Source organism: Parabacteroides sp. CT06 (assembly GCF_002257605.1).
Lineage (GTDB): Bacteria > Bacteroidota > Bacteroidia > Bacteroidales > Tannerellaceae > Parabacteroides > Parabacteroides distasonis.
Map to the genome: position 1 here is coordinate 2,324,643 of NZ_CP022754.1, position 21,022 is coordinate 2,345,664.

The 21,022-nt window shown below is 46.3% G+C and carries 12 protein-coding genes and 2 pseudogenes; 6 read left to right on the top strand and 8 right to left on the bottom strand.

Annotated features, from left to right (window positions below; translation table 11 throughout):
* Nucleotides 1-192: 192 nt before the first annotated feature.
* Genes CI960_RS10070 through CI960_RS23630 form a run of 3 tightly spaced genes read right to left on the bottom strand, consistent with a single transcriptional unit; the run spans nucleotide 193 to nucleotide 1,546 of the window.
* The gene (locus CI960_RS10070) at nucleotides 193-1,194 is read right to left on the bottom strand and encodes an IS3 family transposase (protein ID WP_117899989.1); all 1,002 of its coding nucleotides are present in this window, start codon (nucleotides 1,192-1,194) and stop codon (nucleotides 193-195) included.
* On the bottom strand, nucleotides 1,167-1,343 hold the full coding sequence (locus CI960_RS23625; RefSeq protein ID WP_232520559.1) for a hypothetical protein: 177 nt from the start codon (nucleotides 1,341-1,343) through the stop codon (nucleotides 1,167-1,169). The genes CI960_RS10070 and CI960_RS23625 overlap by 28 nt, the downstream gene beginning before the upstream one ends.
* Before the next feature lie 5 nt (nucleotides 1,344-1,348).
* The gene (locus CI960_RS23630) at nucleotides 1,349-1,546 is read right to left on the bottom strand and encodes a transposase (RefSeq protein ID WP_232520560.1); all 198 of its coding nucleotides are present in this window, start codon (nucleotides 1,544-1,546) and stop codon (nucleotides 1,349-1,351) included.
* A 731-nt stretch (nucleotides 1,547-2,277) separates the two neighbouring features.
* On the opposite strand from CI960_RS23630, the gene CI960_RS10080 reads away from it, so the two are divergent.
* The 6 genes from CI960_RS10080 to CI960_RS10105 all read left to right on the top strand — a co-directional run bounded on the left by CI960_RS10080 (nucleotide 2,278) and on the right by CI960_RS10105 (nucleotide 10,143).
* Nucleotides 2,278-2,622, top strand: coding sequence for a helix-turn-helix domain-containing protein (locus tag CI960_RS10080; protein WP_036617970.1), 345 nt, complete (start codon nucleotides 2,278-2,280; stop codon nucleotides 2,620-2,622).
* A complete protein-coding gene (locus tag CI960_RS10085) occupies nucleotides 2,606-4,651 on the top strand; it encodes a bifunctional DNA primase/helicase (protein WP_036617971.1) in 2,046 nt (681 codons plus the stop codon). The genes CI960_RS10080 and CI960_RS10085 overlap by 17 nt, the downstream gene beginning before the upstream one ends.
* A gap of 12 nt (nucleotides 4,652-4,663) precedes the next feature.
* Nucleotides 4,664-5,017: a helix-turn-helix domain-containing protein gene (locus tag CI960_RS10090; RefSeq protein ID WP_036617972.1), complete on the top strand. Its 354-nt coding sequence runs from the start codon at nucleotides 4,664-4,666 to the stop codon at nucleotides 5,015-5,017.
* A 328-nt stretch (nucleotides 5,018-5,345) separates the two neighbouring features.
* The gene (locus CI960_RS10095) at nucleotides 5,346-6,902 is read left to right on the top strand and encodes an Eco57I restriction-modification methylase domain-containing protein (RefSeq protein WP_036617973.1); all 1,557 of its coding nucleotides are present in this window, start codon (nucleotides 5,346-5,348) and stop codon (nucleotides 6,900-6,902) included.
* Between the two features lies 1 nt (nucleotide 6,903).
* Nucleotides 6,904-7,842 carry a BsuBI/PstI family type II restriction endonuclease gene (locus CI960_RS10100; protein WP_036617974.1) on the top strand — a complete coding sequence of 313 codons (939 nt, stop codon included), beginning with the start codon at nucleotides 6,904-6,906 and terminating at the stop codon, nucleotides 7,840-7,842.
* Nucleotides 7,843-7,854: 12 nt separating this feature from the next.
* On the top strand, nucleotides 7,855-10,143 hold the full coding sequence (locus CI960_RS10105) for a TIR domain-containing protein (protein WP_036651029.1): 2,289 nt from the start codon (nucleotides 7,855-7,857) through the stop codon (nucleotides 10,141-10,143).
* A gap of 62 nt (nucleotides 10,144-10,205) precedes the next feature.
* Here CI960_RS10105 and CI960_RS10110 read toward each other — a convergent pair.
* The 5 genes and pseudogenes from CI960_RS10110 to topB form a co-directional block, all read right to left on the bottom strand.
* Nucleotides 10,206-11,540, bottom strand: a pseudogene (locus tag CI960_RS10110) (DNA methylase); the annotation flags it as partial.
* 98 nt (nucleotides 11,541-11,638) lie between these two features.
* Nucleotides 11,639-13,312: a group II intron reverse transcriptase/maturase gene (gene ltrA, locus CI960_RS10115; RefSeq protein WP_032559093.1), complete on the bottom strand. Its 1,674-nt coding sequence runs from the start codon at nucleotides 13,310-13,312 to the stop codon at nucleotides 11,639-11,641.
* 678 nt (nucleotides 13,313-13,990) lie between these two features.
* Nucleotides 13,991-18,409: pseudogene (locus CI960_RS10120) on the bottom strand (N-6 DNA methylase); the annotation flags it as partial.
* The gene (locus CI960_RS10125) at nucleotides 18,399-18,866 is read right to left on the bottom strand and encodes a DUF1896 domain-containing protein (RefSeq protein WP_024986779.1); all 468 of its coding nucleotides are present in this window, start codon (nucleotides 18,864-18,866) and stop codon (nucleotides 18,399-18,401) included. The pseudogene CI960_RS10120 and the gene CI960_RS10125, both read right to left, overlap by 11 nt.
* Before the next feature lie 34 nt (nucleotides 18,867-18,900).
* The gene (topB, locus tag CI960_RS10130; protein ID WP_036651035.1) at nucleotides 18,901-21,000 is read right to left on the bottom strand and encodes a type IA DNA topoisomerase; all 2,100 of its coding nucleotides are present in this window, start codon (nucleotides 20,998-21,000) and stop codon (nucleotides 18,901-18,903) included.
* Nucleotides 21,001-21,022 lie beyond the last annotated feature (22 nt).

A 21,022-nucleotide genomic window follows, 5' to 3' on the forward strand; every position in this document is an offset into this window, starting at 1 on the left:
CTGTTGTCCGGTGTCTGTCTGCCAACATCTTGGGTTCAAATGTACGCATTATTTTTGGATTATGCAAACCGTTGAAAATAAACATTCTAAGGTTAGTGCAAGGTGCAAGCTATATATATATAGATATATACTTGCACCTTGCACTAAATTTTATCTTGTCCTAGAAAAACTTTACAGATTTATTACTTTGTCCTATCTTAGCTTGACATTATCAGGAATTGAGTGTTTTAGTCCTGCTATGCCTTTACACTTCGGATCAAAGATAGGAACTTCTTCATTAAGTACATTCTTCTTTCGATAATAATTCTTCCATCTACGTTCTGTTTTAATATTTGCTTGATGAACCAAGGCAGGAACCATATAACTAATACTCTGATGTGGTCTTTGATTATTATATAAATCAATAATTCGACTAATGAAGTTAATAGTTTCCTGCCATGATTTTAGCTTAACATCGTATATCCATTCTGTTTTCAGAATGCCATTTATTCTTTCTGCTATTGCATTTTCAAGTGGATCGCCACTTTCCGTCATGCTAATTTGTACCTTATGCTGCGTTAGCAAATTAACATAACTGGCGCTGCAATATTGGCTTCCTCTGTCTGAATGATGAATAAGCCCGGAATATCCTTCCGGTAAACTATTTAAAGCCATTTTCAAGGCAGCAAGAGCATTGCAAGCACGAAGTGATGGAGCAAGCTCCCAACCAACGATCTTATGAGAATAGGCATCTGTTACAAGTGCTAGATAAGCAAAACGCCCTGCCATCTCAATATAAGTAATGTCGCTTACCCATAATTGATTGGGAGCCGTTGGTATATAATCCCTTATCAAATTGGGGTATTTACGCATCCAATGATTGGAAAAAGTCGTTTTTCTCTTATTTCTCACCCTTCTGACCAATAAATAATTACGATACAGTAATTCAATGAAAGCATCTCGACCTATGTGTATACCCATCACTTGGAATGTAGGTTGAAGATAGATTAATAACTTCTTCGCACCCATACGTGGAAAATCTTTTCGAGCATTGTGTACCAGAGACAAGATTACATCTTCTTCCACATTCTTATTGGCAACATAATGAGACTTTTCATAGTAAGCCTGACGGGTTTTGCCAAACAGCCGGCATAAAACATCTATCTTATATGATGGATGCTTTTGCCTTACTTCTTGGACTGTTTGGCACCAGATTTTTTTCTTATATCAACCTTTAGCTCACGTTCCGCAATATCAATCATAGTATCTAAACAAGTGGAACGCATTTTTTCTTTCGCCAGTTGTTGCTCTAGTTCACGGATACGTTCTTCCATTGCTTCAATAGGTAGCTTTTCTTCTTTCATAGGTATTATACTTGATACCACGAATTTACTACTTTCTTTGGGATTGGAAGCAACTCTTTTACGATGACCCAACTACTGACCGTATCTCTCTTTACCTGAAAGCGTCGGGCTATCATGTCGACTGATTCATTACTGTTGTAGTAAGCAGTCAAAACACGCTCACGGAATTCTTCTGAATAGAATTTCCTTTCTCGTCTAATCATAACTTGTACACTTTTTATAGTTATTACTGTGTAAAGCTATTTTAGGACAAGTCACAAGACAACAAACCGCCAATTTGGGACATTCCGTGACCTAAAATCTTAGAGGGTGGACAGGTCACGAATTGGTCACGAAAGTGTGTCTTTTTGTGACCTTTTCGTGTCTTAGGTCACAGATATTATACAAAGAAAAAACTCCTACAATACCTTGATATTGTAGGAGTTGTACATTTACTGTCCATTTCTGTCCAGCGTTTCTGTGATCCGCCTGGGGCTTTCACCGTAGCGGACTATATCTTTGATTTTTAAGCTCTTGTAAACCTTGAAAAATCGTACCGTAACGAATTAGTAACGATTTATAGGAACGCTTGTTGTCTGTGTCAGGCATTCGTTTGTCAGCCGTTTTCTGATGCCACAAAGATAGAGTATTCCTTTTTATTTTCCAAATATTTGATTATTAAATCATTAAAAAAGATCCCCAGTGCAAGGGGCGAACCTATATATAGATAGGTTTGCCCCTTGCACCGGGCGGACGTTGCCCTCTTTATTCAATAAGCATGTTGATATTGAATATATGGGCTATTTAGAGATGATAAAACGCTCACCGGTCTGGCGCAATCACCATTTTATTTATCGGGAATACATAAAAATCATGGTGTACTACACGTGTACTATACCTTCCAACTTTTTTTATTGTTCTTCTTTTGCGGCAAACACTGAAAATTAAGTTTGTTATGGAAGTTATTACAATTGAAAGTGAAGCGTATAAATCGCTTGTGAGCAAGATTGAAAAGATCGCCGGGTATGTAGCCGAAGCGCAATTGCCTTCAGAAGAAAAAAAGGAGGCTTGGCTGGACAGCAACCAACTGGCGGAAGCGTTGGGTATCAGTACACGTACATTGCAACGCCTGAGAGATGAAAACCTGATCAGCTACTCCATGCTGCGTGGTCGGTGCATGTACAAGTTGTCAGAAGTCGAACGTTGTCTGGAAGAGCGTACCATCCGGTGCAAACCCCAGACATTGGAGGATTTTCGCAAGAACTACCTAATGAGAACCGGCAATGATAAGAAAGGATGATATACTGAGAATGACGGAAAAGGGTGTTTCCGTATTCCGCTATTATCTGCCGGTAGACTTCAAGGTGGGAAAGAACTTCCTGAATCCTTTTTATAAGGATACGAAGGCTTCGTGCAATATTTATTATGAACGTAAGGCCGGCGTGTTTAAAATGAAAGATTTCGGGAACGAGGATTATTCGGGGGACTGCTTTGAGCTGGTGGGCAGGCTGAACGGCCTTAGCTGCAAGGAGCCTAAAGAGTTTGTCGAGATCATGGAGATAATAAACCGTGACCTGCATTTGGGGTTGTCCTCACATGAGGAATATCATGTGAGCCATAGCAAAGTGCCCCAAAAGAACGAAGTGGTATCGGAAGAGCCGAAAATGAAAAGTGTCCGGCCTTATACTGTCGTGCAAAAGCCCTTTACGGCTGCGGAACTTGCCTTTTGGGGTAAATCGGGTATCGGGGAAAATGTCCTGAAGGCATACCGAACGGTATCGCTAAAGAAGTTCAGCAGTGAGAATCAGGAAAGGAAGCCTTTTTCCTGCATGACAAGCACCGATGAACCGATGTTCGGGTATATGGGCAAACAGCATATCAAGGTGTACCGTCCGTGTTCACAAATGCGGTTCCTGTATGCCGGTGATTTTGGCGATAACTATTGTTTCGGGCTGGAACAGCTGCCGGCAAAAGGGGATCTGCTCTTCATCACAGGTGGGGAAAAAGACGTGATGAGCTTGGCGGCTCATGGCTTCCATGCGATCTGTTTCAACTCGGAAACAGCCTTTATCCCTGTAACTGTCATACATCGGCTCTCGTTCCGGTTCAAACATATCATCCTCCTCTATGATGTGGATAGCACCGGGCTGAAAAGCTCGGCGAAGCGTGAAGAGGAACTGAAAGAATACGGAGTTAAACGATTGTTGCTTCCGCTTGCCGGTACAAAGACGGAGAAGGATGTATCGGACTATTTTATGCTGGGGAATAGCCGTGAGGACTTGATCAAACTTTTTCTGGACTATCTGGAAACCTTATACAGTGAAACCATGTCGGCATTAAAATCCTGCGAGGTGGATTTCAACAACCCTCCTCCCATCGCACAAATGATCGTGTCGGTAAATGACGTGCCTCTCGGAACTCAAGGCAACCTGCTTTGTGTCACCGGCGGAGAAGGCACGGGGAAAAGTAACTATGTGGCGGCGTTGATTGCCGGTGCTATCCGCCCCTCCGGGACGGATGTGGATGCGCTGGGCGTTACGCTCCACGAAAACGGCAAGAACAAAGCGGTACTGTTCTATGACACGGAACAAAGTGAAGTACAGCTATATAAAAATATCAGCAACCTGCTGCGGCGTTGCGGGCGTGAGGCGATGCCGGAATGGTTCAAGGCATATTGCCTTACGGGAATGAGCCGGAAAGAACGCCTGCTTTCCATTATCCAGAGCTTGGACAAATACCATTATCAATATGGCGGTGTCCATCTGGTGGTGATAGACGGGATTGCGGATTTGATAAAATGCGCCAACGATGAAGCGGAGAGCATAGCCGTCGTGGAAGAACTGTATCGGCTGGCCGGTATCTATAAGACGTGTATCGTTACGGTATTGCATTTCATTCCCAATGGATTGAAACTGAGGGGACATTTGGGAAGCGAGTTGCAGCGGAAGGCTGCGGCGATCCTTTCCATAGAGAAGGACAGCGATCCGGCCGTGTCGGTGGTGAAGGCTCTGAAAGTAAGGGATGGAAGTCCGCTGGACGTACCTATCATGCAGTTTTCGTGGGACAAGGAAAAGGCCATGCACGTTTATCTGGGCGAAAAGCCGAAAGAAGAAAAGGACAAGCGCAAAGAGGATGAGCTTGTAGCGGTAGCCAAAGAGGTGTTCAGCCGGAAGCGTTTTGTTACCTACGTGGAACTTGTGGAAGAAATCCAGTCGATACTGGAGGTGAAGGAGCGTACAGCGAAAAGCTACATCAAGTTCATGCGTGAGAAAGAAATCATTCTGAAATCATCTGATAACCAGAGCTATTATGTTACCGGGAATTTTTAAGGAGGAAAGCGTATGTTAGTAGATAAAACGGAATTTGAAGCATGGATGGAACGTATCATGGGTGAACTATATCGCATCTCCCGGAAGCTGGACAAGGCGGAAACAAGGGAAAAACACCTGAACTACCTGAACGGAGAGCGTCTGTACGACAATCAGGAAGTATGCCTGTTGCTGCGTATCAGCAAACGCACGTTGCAACGATACCGAAATAACGGGGTATTGAAGTTCTATTCGATATATCACAAGACATATTACAAGGAGTCGGACTTACACGAGTTCATTCGTAATAACTTCGATGAGAATGAGATAAAGCGGCAGGCACGTGAGGACAAGCTGTCCGAGAGCTATCCGCTGCCGGAGGAATAAGTCTATGTTTTTGCTTTGTACCGATGAAACTACTGCCGTGAGGCAGGAAATCCCCAACTGCGTATTGATGTTTGTCATAGCAATGGCTTCATACAGTTGTGAAACAGGATGAAGTTTCTTTTCTTGTTCGAATGGTGATATCCCAAAGGACAGCGGTCTGGAGGGGTATCATTTTTTATGCGTGGAGTTGAAATATTCCAGTTTTGTGGCGTAAAAACTGGAATATAAAAAGTTAATTTCCTCAATACCTAAGTATCTATCATGATTCTGCAAAAAAGAAAAATACATTCATAAGAAGAATCCAAAGGTTTTTCCTAATTTTGCAATTATGAATATAAATTGGTCTGAAATAAAGCCTTATGAGAACGAGCTGCCTACTAACTACGCAGATAGAATAGGTAGGTTATATACTGATACTGTCACTGCTGCTTTTAAGAAAAGTAACGGTCAGTTTTTCACACCGGTATCTATCGCTTATTTTATGGGTAAACAAATAAGTGTGAATAAGGATTCTATCTCTGTATTAGATCCGGGATGTGGAACCGCCATATTATCATGTGCCGTAATTGAGAATTTAGTTTTGCAGTCAAAAGTAAAACGGATAGAGTTGGTTACATACGAAACTGATGAAAATCTTATACCGGGATTACAAAAAGTTCTGGAATATATAACAATATGGGGAATGCGCCATAATGTTCGGATTGATTGTCGTTCATATGGTGAGGACTTTATTTTGTCCAATTATTCAGTATTATATTCTGATACGATTTATGGCAGGGCTGAGAGTTTGCAGAAATATGATTTGATCATATCCAATCCTCCCTATTTCAAACTTTCCAAAGAGGACAAACGGGTGAAAGCGGCTCAATGTATAATAGATGGACAGCCCAATATATATTCTATATTTATGGCTATATCAGCTTTATTGCTTGCAGAACAAGGTCAGATGATTTATATAACCCCAAGAAGTTTTACTTCGGGAAGATATTTCCGTTTGTTCCGTAGTTTTCTGTTCAAGCATGTACAGATAGATTTTGTTCACCTTTTCAATACCCGGAAAGATACGTTTTCCAAGGATAACGTGCTTCAGGAAACAATTATAATGAAATGTTCCCCTAAAAAGGAAGCAAATTATAATGTCGTTTTATCCTACAGTGAAGGACTTTCTGACTTGGCTACCCCTGCAATCAAAGAAGTACAGCGGAAAGAAATCATTGACCTTACCTCAAAAGAATTGATATTGCATTTGCCGGTCAGCCTTGAAGATGAGAAAATCATTAAGCTGTTCAAATCATGGGATGGCAACTTGAATAAATATCATATCCAGATTTCCACCGGTCCAGTTGTGGCTTTTCGTTCAAAGGAACAATTATGTGAAACTTCTGAGGAGGGAACCGCAGCCCTATATTGGTTGCATAACGTAGTAAAGATGTTGGCTGATCATCCTGTTGTAAAGGAAGGAAAACCTCAATTCATCCGTATAAATGAAATGTCTGTATCCACTTTGTTACCTAACAAGAATTATGTTCTGTTACGACGTTTCAGCTCCAAAGACGATAATAGCCGGTTAATTGCCGCACCTTATTTTGGGAATATGACTTCTTGCGCATATGTAGGAATCGAAAACAAACTGAACTATATTTATCGTCCTAAAGGACATTTGAACCGTATGGAAGTAATGGGGATAGCCGCTTTATTGAATAGCGACTTGTTCGATAATTATTTCAGGACATTTAATGGAAATGTAAATGTCAGTGCTACGGAACTAAGGGAGATGCCCATGCCTCCCCTTGAAGTTATTGAAAGTATCGGAAAAGACTTGATTGCCATGAATGATTATTCTATGGCGAACGTAAATAAGATTGTAAACAAATATTTTATGTAATATGAGCAAAATAAGTGATGCACAAGATATATTGTCGGTGTTAGGCTTGCCTACGGCACAACAGAATGAAATATCTGCTCTGACTTTACTTGCATTATGCGGATTAAAGGAGGAAGACAACTGGGCGGATGCCACTCGCAATAGCTTAAAAATAAGCAAGGATATTATGGCATTTGTCAATGAGAACTATAAAAAAGAGCAGCCGTACGCCCCCAATACACGGGAAACTTTCAGACGGCAGGTACTTCATCAGTTCTTGCAGGCACGTATCGTAGATTATAACCCAGATAATCCTGCTTTACCGGTGAACAGTCCAAACGCCCATTACAAATTGACAGAAGAAGCCTATGAAACAATAAAATCATACAATACCCAAGAATGGGAAATAAAAGCCCAAAACTTTAATGATGCGGTAGGGCGATTGATTGAAGAGTATAAGAAAAGCCGTGAGATGGAAATGATACCGGTTACTATTGAAGGTAAGGAATTTAAACTGTCTCCGGGTAAGCATAATGAAGTACAAGCGGCGGTCATTAACGAGTTTGCACCCCGTTTTGCAGCTGGCGCAAAAGTCCTTTATATTGGTGATACAGCCAATAAAGACCTTTATTGTAACAAGGAACTTTTAAAAGAAATTGGTATTCCAATCACAGAACATAGCAAACTACCGGATATTGTTATTTATGACAGTAATAAAGAATGGCTATTCTTAATTGAAGTGGTTACTTCGCATGGACCGGTATCTCCCAAGCGTGTAATCGAACTGGAAGATTTCATGAAAGAATGCAAAGCGGGAAAAGTATATGTTACTGCTTTCCCTGACAGATCAGAGTTCAAGAAACATGTGGCTGATATTGCATGGGAAACCGAAGTTTGGATAGCGGAGAATCCAGACCATATGATTCATTTTAATGGAGATAGATTTATAGGACCAAGATAAAAACATTATAACATGATAAAGGCATTTATATCACATAGTAGTAAGCAAAAAGACTTTGCTTTAGAGTTAGTTAATCGCTTAGGTAGAGATTATTGTAAAATCGATTGTTATAATTTCGAATCTGCGTATAAAAGTATCAATGAAATTTATAGGGCTATAGAAGAATCTACCATTTTTGTACTTCTAATTTCACGTGATTCTTTAGGATCTACGTGGGTTGAAGAAGAAATAAGATTTGCTAAAGAGAAGTTATCAAAAACTGAATATGAACGTTTTTGGCCTTTTATTATTGATGATTCAATGGCAATTGATGATTGTCCTGAGTGGATGAAAAAAGATGAATGCTTTAATTTGCGTCGTTTCAAAAGTCCATATGTACTTGCTCGTGATATAGAACAAAAATTTAGAAAAATTATTTGGAGTGCAAATCCTAAGATTAGATTACTTGACACTACAATGGTAGGACGTAATGAGGATATTGCTAAATTTGAAGATAAATTCCAGTCAGGTAGAGGGATGAAACTTCGTGCGCTTATCATTTCTGGACGTGATGGTGTTGGAAAAGAGACTTTTGCTAAGCAATGCATGTATAAAGTTGGCTATCCATTGGAACAGGTACCATATCGTATAAGCATGGATGTGAAAGAAAATATAGAAAATTTTATTGTAGATCTTAATATGATAACACGGACATATGCAGAAAAAGATTTACTTCGTGTTCTGTCGGCATCTCCGAAAGAAAAATCTAAAACAGCAGTAAAGCTTTTAAATGAATTATATGAAACTCGCTCTGTTGTATTTGTCGAAGATAATATGTCATGTGTATTACCTAATAGAACTATACCGGAATGGCTTGCTGATATAACAAATGATAAAGAATTGAACCCACAATTAGGGCTATATATACAATCTCGCATTATACCTAATGTTTATTTAGAGGCAGAATATCCAGAAATTGCACATATTCCATTATTACCACTGAGTAAAAAAGATAGACATAAACTCTTTTATAGTTATATTCGTACTTATGAAGTATCTAATATAACAGAAGAAGATGCATGCTTTTTTGTTGATCGATTATTACAGTCACCAATGCAGATACAACAAGCCGTAGAAGCTATCAAAACGAAATCAGTAGAATTTGCAAAGAAAGATATTGAGGCTCTTATTACAATGGGAGATAAAAAGATACATCCATTGCTTGAACGATATAAAGAAGAAGAGCAAAGAGAACTATTGGTGATTATGTCGCGTTTTGACTTTATTAGTTATGATATATTAGAAGATATTTTTGAAGAACGTATTAAGGAAGTTTTGAACACTCTTCTTGACATGATGATTTATGGAATAGTATCAACATTCGGACCTTCTAATCGTTTTTTTCGATTAGATCATTATTTGAGTGATTATATAAAACGTAATCATTTTTCTTTGCCTAAAGATTTAGAACTTCACATCGATGATGTTTTAGAAAAAAGAATAGGTGAATGTAATGATATAACAAAAGATACTTCTTTGTATTTATATGAAGTAAAAAAACAAATAATGTCAGGATATGGAAATACAAAGAGTTACTTAATTCCTTCCATTGTGATAAGATCTGTTATGGATATTTACAATAAACGAGATTATGAACTTGTTATAGATATTTGTGATAAAGTGCTTAAAGATTCACATAATTATTACTCTGATATTACACGAGAATTAACATATTGGTTATGTTTGGCATTATGTAGAACCCAAAAAGAAGAACGTTTTTATGAAGAAGTAAAAGCATTAGACGGGGCAGACTATTGGTTTCTTAAGGGTTTTTTTCAACGCATAGCTACAAAATATAATTCAGCTGAGAATTTTTTGAAAAAGGCTTTAGAAATATCACCTTCTATGCAACGGGCAAAACGAGAATTAGTGACTGCGCTTCTTGCTCAACATCGTTATCCTGAAGCCTTATCTCTTGCAAAAGAAAATTATGAGCGAGATTCAGATAATACTTATCATATGCATGCATATTTTCGTTGCTTAGTAAAAAAAGTAAATATTAATCGTGAAGATATTGCTACATTGAAAGAACTACTTGACAAAATGGAAAATAGTTATTCTGACAAAAAAGAAGAACTTCATATGGCTATGAATATCGAATTTCAGGCTAACATAAAAAGAAAATCACCAGATGAAATGTTGGATCTAATACGAAATGCTGAAAAAAATTTCCCTTCTTCTGTTAATATTCAAAGAGCTGCTCACGAATATAAGTTAAAACAAGCTATTGTGAGTAAAGAAGTGGTGTTTCCTGAAGATTAAAAATATCCCCTCCCTTTCATTCAAAATAGGGAGGGGGATTTCACATTTCAATTATTATAATACTATAACTTCAGCTTGGGTTTGGGCTTTTCGGGCTGGTCAGGAGCGGGATCGTCCTTGTTGCCGGGCTTGGGGATGCCTCCGATGACGAGCTTGCCACCGAGTGCTCCCATCGCCTCTTTGATGCTGATGCTTTTGGGCATTTCGCTTACTTTGGGCGGGGTGCGCTGCTTGTCGGTGAGGAAGTCGGGTATTCGGTGGACATAAGGCTCGGCAGGGGGCGTTCCCGGTGTGGGGAGAGTGTCCGACGAGGGAGTGACGAGTGGAGCATCGGCAGCGGGCATAACGGCGGCGGGGGTGTTGTTCTGTCCGTCGGGCGTTATCGGCTGGGACGGCACGACTTCGATCACGCCATCGGTGTTCTTTTCCTGCGCATCCACCGATTTGAGGGAGAGCAGGATCTTGCGGTCGAGGGCGGCAAGGTCGGCTTTGAGCTGCTTCAGCTCGTCCTCCTTTTTCCAGACCTCTCCGACAACCTGTTCCAAGACAGGGAGCTCTTTCTCAATGGCTTCGTTGTCCCTCGTGTATTTCTCTATCAGGCGGGGGATGCTGTCGAAGGCGTTGATGAAGTTCTGGCAGGCGGTTTTCGGGTCGACTGCCAAGCGGCCGTTGTTGTAATTGTAGAGGAAGTTGCCCTCGCCACGCACGAAGAAACGGTTCTCGCAGAAGTCCAGACCGTCCTTGACGGTGGTGTCGGTCTTGACAAGGATGTCGAAGCCGTAGAGCGAACCGATGACCTTCGGCTGGCCGTGCGTGCGTTCCCTGTCCTCTATCTCGTGGAGCTTGGCGGCAATCGCTTTCGGATCATCGCTTGCCACGCCGTCAATCTTCAAGGGGTTGAGCTTGTTGCCCTCCTTGTCATACTGCATACGGCTCTCGATGGCGGTCTTGTCTTTCTTGACACGGGCGATGATGTCATCGTTGCTTGCCCGGTTCGCCAAGAAGGTTTCCAGCTTGATGCGTGACTCCCCCTTGCCCCGTTGGAAGGCTTTGCGCTCGCCTTCCATGCCGGCAATCCGTTTCTCCAACCGTGCCTTGTCGAGCAGGTCGGTATTCCCTGAGAGCACCGCCACGTACTCGGAGAAGGGTATGCCTCCCTTCTCGTCCATGCCCCCCTCGTCGATGGTGCGGCAACCCATGTTGTTCTGCTTGAGCTGGGTGATGAAAAGCTGCTTGTTATAGAGCAGGTTGAACTTGTAGCTGTCAAGCGACTTCTCCACGGCGTAGATGATCACGTCCACCTTGTTGTCCGCATAGAGCTTGGCAACCTCGTTGCCCTTGCGGATACCCCGGCCGTTCCGCTGCTGCAAGTCCGAAGGTCGATCGGGTAGGTCAAGGGCATTACTGCCCTCTTCCCCCCTCAGAACCGTACGTGAGGGTTTCCCCTCATACGGCTCAAGCTTTTCAAAGTCTCTGTTCGTGTGCAGAGACCGGCTCATCCTACTTCTTGTTTCCATTGTTTTTTACGGGATAATTTGAAACATTCATCATGAACCAACATATTGCATTTCCGTCCGTCTTGTACAGTCGGCATTACATTCCATGCCTTATGCGTGTCAATCGGTTCACCACATATCGGACATTTCCGACCTTGCTTTTCCCATAGGTAAAGCAGGGATTTACGTCCTTTCAGCGTCACAAGCATCTTTGACTTCATTCTTTTATTGAAGTACAGGCGGCAGTCTGCGTCAAACGGATTCATGTCCCCCTTTATCTGCGTATATTGCAGAAAAGGAAACGAAGATGCCAGTTTCAACAAGGTAAGTTGGTCTTCTTTGCCGTTTGATTTCTTGAACTTAGCCGCAAAAGTCCAGCTGTTCCCTCGGATATTGTGCCAATAGCGGTCTTTTATCCACCGTTTCCCTTTCTTGGAATGACGGCGTTTAGCCCATTGCCACAAGGCGAGAAATATCTGATGGTCGATTCTGTGAAAAGAATCACGTGTCGCCCCATGCTGATAATATGCTCCCCATCCTCGAATTTTAGCATTCAACATCCTGATTAATGATTCCTGCTTGCAACCCTTATGACCTTTTGTCACCTTACGGATATTCTCCATAAAACGTTTTTCGGCTTTCTTGGTCGGCTTGGTCAATATTTCATTGCCGAATTTGCGGATGTTGAAACCGAGAAAATCGAAGCCGTCATGGATATTGGTTATCACCGTCTTTTCTTCTGATAAGGTCAGACCTCTTTCAGACATAAAGTCGGCTACCAATGGCTTGATTTCCTTTTCAAGTGTTTCACGGTTCTCGCAGGTAATTATAAAGTCATCAGCGTAACGGACAAGATTCACCATTGGCGAATATAACTTACCTTTGATTCTAACTCGTTTATATTTCTCTGCAAGGACTTTCTGCAATCCGTCCAATGTCATATTGGCAAGCGTGGGAGAGATAATGCCACCTTGTGGCGTTCCCTCCTCTGTCGGGAACATCTGTTTGTTGAAGATATAGCCGCATTTCAACCATTTTCGGAGTATTGCCTTGTCCATAGGGATGTTGGCAAGCAGCCATTCATGGCTGATATGGTCGAAGCACCCCTTTATGTCACCCTCCAGAATCCATTCGGGAGAATAGCCTTTTCGGAGAATGTTATGGCATTGCATTACCGCGTCCATACAGCGGCGTTCCTTGCGGAAACCGTATGAACGTGAGTCGGCTGTTGTTTCCGACACTGGTTCTAATGCCATAAGGTAGAGTGCTTGCATGGCTCTGTCTTTCATTGTCGGTATTCCCAACGGTCGCAGTTTGCCATTACTCTTTTTGATGTGGACTCTTCTCAATGGCTTCGGCTGGTAGCCTCTGCGTTTGAGTTCGCTTATCGCTTGTGTTTTTGCTTCGGGTTTCTCCCATGTTTCCATGTCCACTCCGGGGGTGTTGCCACCTCCGTTAGAAGTAACTCTCTTTACGGCTAAGGCTTTTGCGTAAAAAGAGTGGGTCAGCGTCCACTGCAAGGCTTTCACCTTGTTGTATCTGCCTTCCTTCTGAGCCTTTACAATTCGTGCTTGTAGCTTTCTGACAGCCAACTCCGCTTTAGTCCAGTCTATTCTGTCCCAAAGTGTTTGTTGATTGTCAGCAGGCGCACACGATGTCTTGTTTTCGTTCATTTGCTTTCCTCCTTTTGAAAGTTCTAAAAGTTAATTGTAAAGAATCACCATTTGACAACATTCGGTTTGATTGCCTACCTAATGTCGTCACAGAAGTCTGCCCACTTTCGTGTCGGATGATGTCGCCCACATCAGCCCGTGATGTCGGTTCAATCCGTATCCGCTCCATTACAGAACGGCGTTCGCTTTTTCTGTTATCTTATACCTGCACACCATTCGGCTTTCATTGCTGTCAGCTTACCTGTCATTTTTACATGACAGGAGATAATACAGGCTTACCATGTTCCACATAGATAACTAACGGATAGGTTAGGTTCTGTCTCATCCTCCGGCGGTGCTTATATCCGTGTAATCCTACCATGGAGAGGATTAACCGACCGCTTCCCTTTTGGGTAGAGTGTGCCAGTATCTTACACTCTTTCGTGACATTACGAAGTTTACTAACAGTTCGCTTGCGCTAACCATACTATCCAGCCTCGCCACTCTACGGTATGATACTAACCGTACTTGACTTCCCCTCACGGTTCTGTCTTGTCTTGCGAAAGTGTACTTCGTCCCGACCGCTTAATACAACATTAAGGTGCATCGGTCGGTAGGCTACCGCTGACGGAACAGCGGGTTAAAGCTGATACCCGTAAGTATCATTCCAACAATTATCTATGCGACTTCATGTCGCACCCACGGTGCGTCGAGGTGATGGATGGCGACGCATCGTTTCTGTGCATTGACTCCCGTGCCCAGCATTTCAGTAGAACCGAAGAGGACACGTATCTTTCCCTCGTTCATCGCCTCGATCATGGCTTTGCGCTTTTTCTCGGTCTTGGCTTCCTGAATGAAACGTATCTGGTCTTCGGGGATGCCGTGATCCTCCACCAGCTTGCGCTTGATCTCGCTGTACGGATTCCATTGGTCGGGCTTGTAGGTTCCTAAGTCCGAAAAGACGAACTGCGTGCCTTTATGCCCGGCGTATTTATTGTAATACTCCGCAATCATATCGGCGCAATGGGTGGCCTTATTGTCTTTATCGTCACCGTAGGACAGCGGGTCGATGAGCCGCATGTCGAGCGACATCTTCCGGGCATAGTCGGTGGCGATGAGCATCTTCGCCTTCTCCTCCTTTTCGTTCAGGGGCGGGCGTCCCAATACGGTGGCATTGCCGGTCTTGGCGAACTCGATGAGCTTCCGTATGAACTCCTGCTGGTCGGGTGTCGGGGGTATGTTGTGCAGTATCTCGTTCTTCTTCGGACGGTCGATGCCGATGTCGGCTGCGGTACGGAAGTCGGTAATCTCGGAATAGAACGAGGCAAGCTCCGGAACCTTGATGAAGTAACGGAAACGCTCTTTCTGCACGACCTCGTTGGTAACGGAAAACTCGTAATCGACGGACTTCCGGGCAAATACCGCCGCCCATGCGTCAAAGGAGTTGATCCCCTGACGCTCCAACTCTTTGGGACGAAGATACTTGAACAGCAGGTACAGTTCGGTCAGCGAGTTGGAAATGGTGGTTCCCGACAGGAAGGTGGCTCCCAAGTCTTTGCCGGTGCGCTGCTGGATGGTACGCAGGGCGAACAGCATGTTGAGCGCACGCTGGCTTCCCTCGCTGTTTCCCAGACCTGCCACACGGTCGTGCCGGGTGGTGAACGTCAGGTTCTTGAACCGGTGCGATTCATCGACAAAGAGGTGGTCGATGCCCATGCGCTTGAAGTCCGCCACGTCATCCTTGCGGGTCTCGATCTCGTGAAGCAGCTCTTTCAGCTTGACTTCAAGGTTCATCTTGCGTTTCTCCATGCCCTTGATCTGTGCGTTGCTCACTTCCTCCCCTTGCTGGTAGAGGACTTCGAGGTTCTCCTCCACGCTGTCCAGTTCTTGCTGCAAGATGTCACGCTGGATTTCAGGGGACTGCGGTATCATGCCGAACTGCTCGTGCGAGAGGATGATAGCATCCCAGTCGTTGTTCTTCATCCGGTGGAAAATCTCGACACGGCGTTCCGGCGTGAAATCCTCCTTGCCGGGATAGAGCACCTTGGCGTTCGGGTAGGCGGTGGCGAAGGTCTGGGCGATCTCGTGGATATTCGCTTTCAGGCCGGTGATAAGGGGCTTGTTCGCCAAACCCAGACGTTTCATCTCGTAGGCGGCACAGCACATGATGAGCGTCTTGCCGCCTCCCACCTCGTGATCAGCGATCCCCCCTCCGTTCTGTTTGAGCATCCAGATGCAGTCCTTCTGGCTGGGATACAGGTCAGGAATGCCCAGCCCCTTGAGGTCGAGGTCGGGAAAGTTCTGGTGCGAGCCGTCGTACTTGGGACGGACGAAACAGTTGAACTTGCGGTTGTACATGTCCGCCATTTTCCGCTTGAACTCCGGCGACTGTTCCATGAGCCAGTCGGAGAAGCCGTTACGGATCTCGTCAATCTTGCTGTTGGCAAGCAAGGTTATCTCCGGGTCACGTATCTTCATTTCCTTGCCCGTCTTGTCCAATACGGTCTTGGTGATGTTGGGCGTGGTGTTGTGGATGGCATGGCGCATGAGGGCGATGCCGTTAAAGATGCGGCTCTCCGAACGCACCGAATACTGGTTCATGATGCGTGGAGAGGTCATGTCGGCCTTGATGCTGTACTCGTCGTTGCTGGCGGTATAGCGGACGGACACGTCCGTGTCGAACAGCCATGAGGCATAGCGGCTGTACACTCCCGCCGGTATCCAACGCTCACCGAAATTGAAGTCCAGATCCTCGAAAGGTATGGGCGTGGGAAGCGACTGCCGCAGGGCTTCGAGAGAAATACGTGCCTCGCCGTTGTCGGGATGCGACTGCAAATATTCCTCGATATGTTCAGCTTTGGCCATGACATTGCCTGAAATAAAACGGTCGGCAATCTCGTAGTTCTTCGAGAGGGGATTGTAAAATATCCGTCCACGCAGTTCCTCCAACAGGTCAGATTGCGATTTATCGGTCAGGGACTCCATGTACGCCATGTCCACGTTGCCGTATTTATTGAGCGAGGCGGTGAGCGCCTCGTGCACGTCGTCGGTATGGGTGATCTCGTTGATGTTGTACGAAACGGGATGGTCGAAGATGTCCGCCTTGACCGCTTGGCCGTCGATGTAACGCTCCAGTGACAAGATCTCACGGTTGCCCGCATCCATACGGAACAGGTCGATGTTCTTCTTGTCGTTCAGGTTGCCGAACTGACGGATGAAATCATCGTAAAGGGTGTTGAGCATGGTGCGCAACGCCGGATTCCCAGTATGAGTAGCGGCCTCGTTCTCGTACAGGTGATGGTAGGTGTCACGTATCTCGATGTAGAGCGACGCACGGCGGCGTTGGCGTTCGGGCAGTTCCAACGGGTTGAATACCGGTGCACCCTCGCCGACGGCGGAAAGGTAACCTATCTGTCCGTTGTCATACGCAAGGGAGCCGTTACGGTGATGCTCCAGCAGACCGGCCGGATAAGGACGGGGCTTCATGCGTTCCTGTCGGGCGGCTTCTTCCTCCTGCCGACGGTGTTCCTGTTTCAGTCGTTCCTGCTCCTGCCGTTCTTTTTCTTGGGGAGCCGGTTCAGCCGGGGCGGTCTGTATGGTGGAATCTTGTTCCAACGGAGGCATATCGAAAAGGGACAGCTGCCCGGAGTCCTCCTTCTTGCGCCTTGTTTTCCTTTTCCTGACTTGTGAACGTTCCTCTTGGGTGAAGCCGAAAAGGTCGTATAGGGACATGATCGGCTCCGGCGTGGTCTTTTCGGTGGTTTGCCGAGCACCTGCTGACGGTTGCTCCGGCGTGACAGCCCGACGATCCACCTGTACCGTCTGTTGATTCATGGAAGAGGAATGCCCGTCCATATTCGCTGATTGATTGAGTTCCCACACTTGTGCGATGCGTTGCTGCATGGTTTTTGCCGGACGGTTCACCAAATCACGTAATTCCTGTACAGGTGAATGTCGGAGATACAAGTCCAAGTCGAGCTGTTCCGAGAGATTGCGGTCAAGGAAATACTTCATGTCGGCGGCGATGGCTTCCATGCCCCCGTCATGCAGGTAGATGCGTGCCGGCTTACCGTAGGGGTCGGTACCGACATGCCCACGTGTATGCACAATAGCGGCGGTACGCTCGAAATACTCGTTCTGTGTCGTCCCGTCGTCCTGCGTGCCTACTTCTACGAAAGCGTGTTCAAGCGGGGTGTACTCCCTTTGGGAAAGCGTATCCTTCTGTAAAAGGATCAGATCGCTGCCCACCTCCGTACCGGCATAGTCAGTAAAGAGGTTGTTGGGCAGGCGGACAGCCGAGAGCAGCCGGGACCGGTTCATCAGGTATTGCCTTATGGGATGAGCCATAGCGGAGTTCATCACCCCCTGCGAGGTGATGAAAGCAAGGATACCTCCCTCACGGACAGCGTCCAGCCCTTTGACAAAGAAATAGTTGTGCAGTGTGTTCAGCGCAAAACGTCTGGCCGTACCGTTGTCGAAGGAGGGATCGAAAATACGTATGTCACCGAAAGGGATGTTGCTGCTCACCACATCGAAATAGTCGTTGCGGTGCGGGGGAAGTTCCTCGAAGCCCTTGATGTTGACCTGCGCTTCGGGGTGAAGCCGGGAAAGGATGCGGCCGGTCAGCAAATCCTTTTCATAGGTGACCATTTCCGGCGAGTTGCCGGATGCGGAGTAGCATTGCGGTTGGAAGGCTGAAACAAAATTGCCGGTTCCCGATGAAGGATCGAGGAAACGGCCGGGCGATACCCCGTGTTCGCCCAAAGAAGAAGCAATGGCGTCGATAATGGCCGGCGGCGTGTAGAAAGCGGTGAAGGTAGATGCCTTCACGCTTTCCACCAACCGCTTGTACTCACGTTCGTCAGCGGCTCCATCACGCAGGACGTTGTGAAGTTCCGTAATCAGGGGGAACAGCTCACGGTCGGCCTGTGTCCAGCGGAGTATGTCGGTGAGTTTCCCGAAAGGAGAAAGAACCGCCTTGATCCCTCCGAACCCGGAGTAGGCGGCGAGTATGCCCGCTTCCTCCGGGGTGGCGGTACGCTGTTCCTTCTCCAAACGGAACATCAGCCGGATTGCCTCTATATTGTCCCTGAGATGCGCCTTTTTATTATAAGCCATTCTCTTCCAACCAGATTGCAACCGTGTCGGTCAGTTCGTCATACAGCCGATCGAACTCTGGGCTGAACATGAAATCATCCGAGAGCGTATAGCCGGAGAAGACCTTCCGGCATTCGGGCAGCAACTGCAAGGCCACGTTGCGTGCATTACCTTCGGGGATTTCGGCGGCGAACTCGTTCCAGAGGACGGTGATCAGCGTATCCAAAGGTGAGAAATGCAACCCTTGAAAAAGCAGGTCGTTCGCCTGCTGTGCCGCATCGTCGTAGGTCAGGCCGGAATGGACGGCTGCGCTGAAGGCTTCGGCGGCATGGTTACTACGGGTGGCGACGAAAGACTCGTCATCCGCCAAATCCGGATGCGATTCACGCAGGAAAGACAACAGGGTAAGACGGTAATAAGATAATTCATCCGGCTCTTCCGCTACGGACATCGGCACGTTGGATTTATTCTGATTCATATAATTATCGGATTATTAAGTGATACAATTCGGTTTATTTCTTCCTGCCACCTTTCTTTTCCTGCGGTTTCCTGTCCGGAAAGGAATAGCCTACGGTAAAGTCAGGATTAAGCACCAGTGCGGCGTCGAAGCTCTTGCCCTCACGATTCTTGAAGCCTTTGACAAGAGAGGTACGGCCTTTGGTCACCAGCTCAACGATCTGCTTATCGGTCAGTATCTTGCCACCCTTGTTGCGAAACAGGGTGAAGTTGCAATCGACATCGGCACATTTGGCGACCTTATCAAAGAACAGGATGCGGCATTTTCGGCACTTGGGACAGGTACATTGTTCCCCTGAAGGAGTCACATTGAGGGTGGTGGCCAGCAGCTCGGTCACGATCTGTGCGGTGTAGACCTCTATATCCCGGTGGAAAGAGAGGGCAGCGACCTCTCCGGTTTCTATCCGGGCGAGGGTGTTCTCCCACGTCGCTGTCATTTCAACATCGGCAATCTTCTTGTCCTTTACCGTATCGTAAACCGCCAGCCCTTTTTCGGTAGGCACCAGATTTTTCTTATCCCGGCGTACATAGCCACGGGCAAACAATGTCTCGATGACGGCTGCACGGGTAGCCGGAGTGCCGATACCGACCTCCCGGATTCCGGCACGCAACTGTTCATCGCTGATCTCTTTGCCGCAATGCTCCATAGCGGAAAGCAGGGAACTCTCGGTATGCAACGGTTTGGGCTTGGTCTGCTTCTCCACCGTTTCAGAAGCGAGCAATGGCAGGGTTTCACCTGTTTGCAGCCCCGGCAACGTGGTCTCTTCCCCCTCTTCTTCCGGCTCGCCACGCACGGCACGCCAGCCGGCAGACTTGATGACCGTCCCTTTGAGGGTGAATATCCCACCGCCTGCGGACAAGGTCACTTCGGTCATTTCCTTGACGCAATGCGGGAAGAAGGCTTCGAGCAGGCGTGCGGCCACCATTTCGTAGATAGCCTGCTCGTCTTTCGACAACCCTTCAGGCAGGTTTTCGGTGATGAGCAGCGCATGGTGGTCGGTGACTTTGGCATCATCAACCGACCGACGGTTGAGCGGTGTGTCCCGTAGAACGGATGCGATGGCGGCGAAGCGTGGATATTGTTGCAAGAGCGTTATGCGTGAGGGGATTTCCTCAAAAACATCTTCGGATATATAACGGCTGCCGGTACGTGGATAACTTAGTACCTTCTTTTCATATAGGCTTTGCGCAAGCGTGAGCGTCTTGTCTGCGGAGAAATCCAGCTTGCTGTTAGCCTCTTTCTGCAAGGCGGTCAGGTCATAGAGCAATGGCGGTTCCTGAACAGCCTCCCTGCACTCCACAGAAGTGACAACGAGCTTACCGTCGTTCTCCACCTCACGGAACTTGGCGGTGGCTGAGCCGAGGTCATCGAAGCGGTCTTGTGACCATGCGGAAAAGTCGATTCCGTCTTTAGCTGTCGAAACCTTTATCCGAAAATAGGTCCGGGGCTTGAACTGTTTGTTCTCCCAGTAGCGAGAGCAGATCATCGCCAATGTGGGTGTCTGTACCCGTCCTAACGAAAACACCCCCTGTCCGGCGGCAAGGCTGAGAGCCTGAGAGCTGTTGATGCCCACGAGCCAGTCCGCCTCGCTGCGGGCTTTGGCAGAGAGGTAAAGGTTGTCATAAAGACTTCCCTCCCTGAGATTCTGCAACCCCTCACGGATGGCCTTGTCGGTAAGCGAAGAGATCCACAAACGAGCAAAGGGTTTGGTACAACCGAGATAGTTGTACACGTAACGGAAGATCAATTCACCCTCACGACCTGCGTCAGTGGCGACAATGATGGATTCGCACCTGTCGAACAGCTCCCGGATCACTCCCAACTGCCTGACGACGCCGGGATCATCCTTATAAACCTTGCCCTCCCGCACTTGACGGGGAATAAGTTTGAACTCCTGTGGCAATATGGGCAGATGTTCCCGGTGGAAGCCGGAGAAGCCGTAGCATTCGGGCATGGCAAGCCCGACCAGATGCCCGAATGCCCATGTCACGGCATACCCGTCCCCCATTAGATACCCGTCTTTCCATTGGCGTGCGCCCACTATGGACGCTATGCCCTGTGCCACACTGGGCTTTTCAGCAATGATAACTTTCATATATATAATATTGTATAGTTCA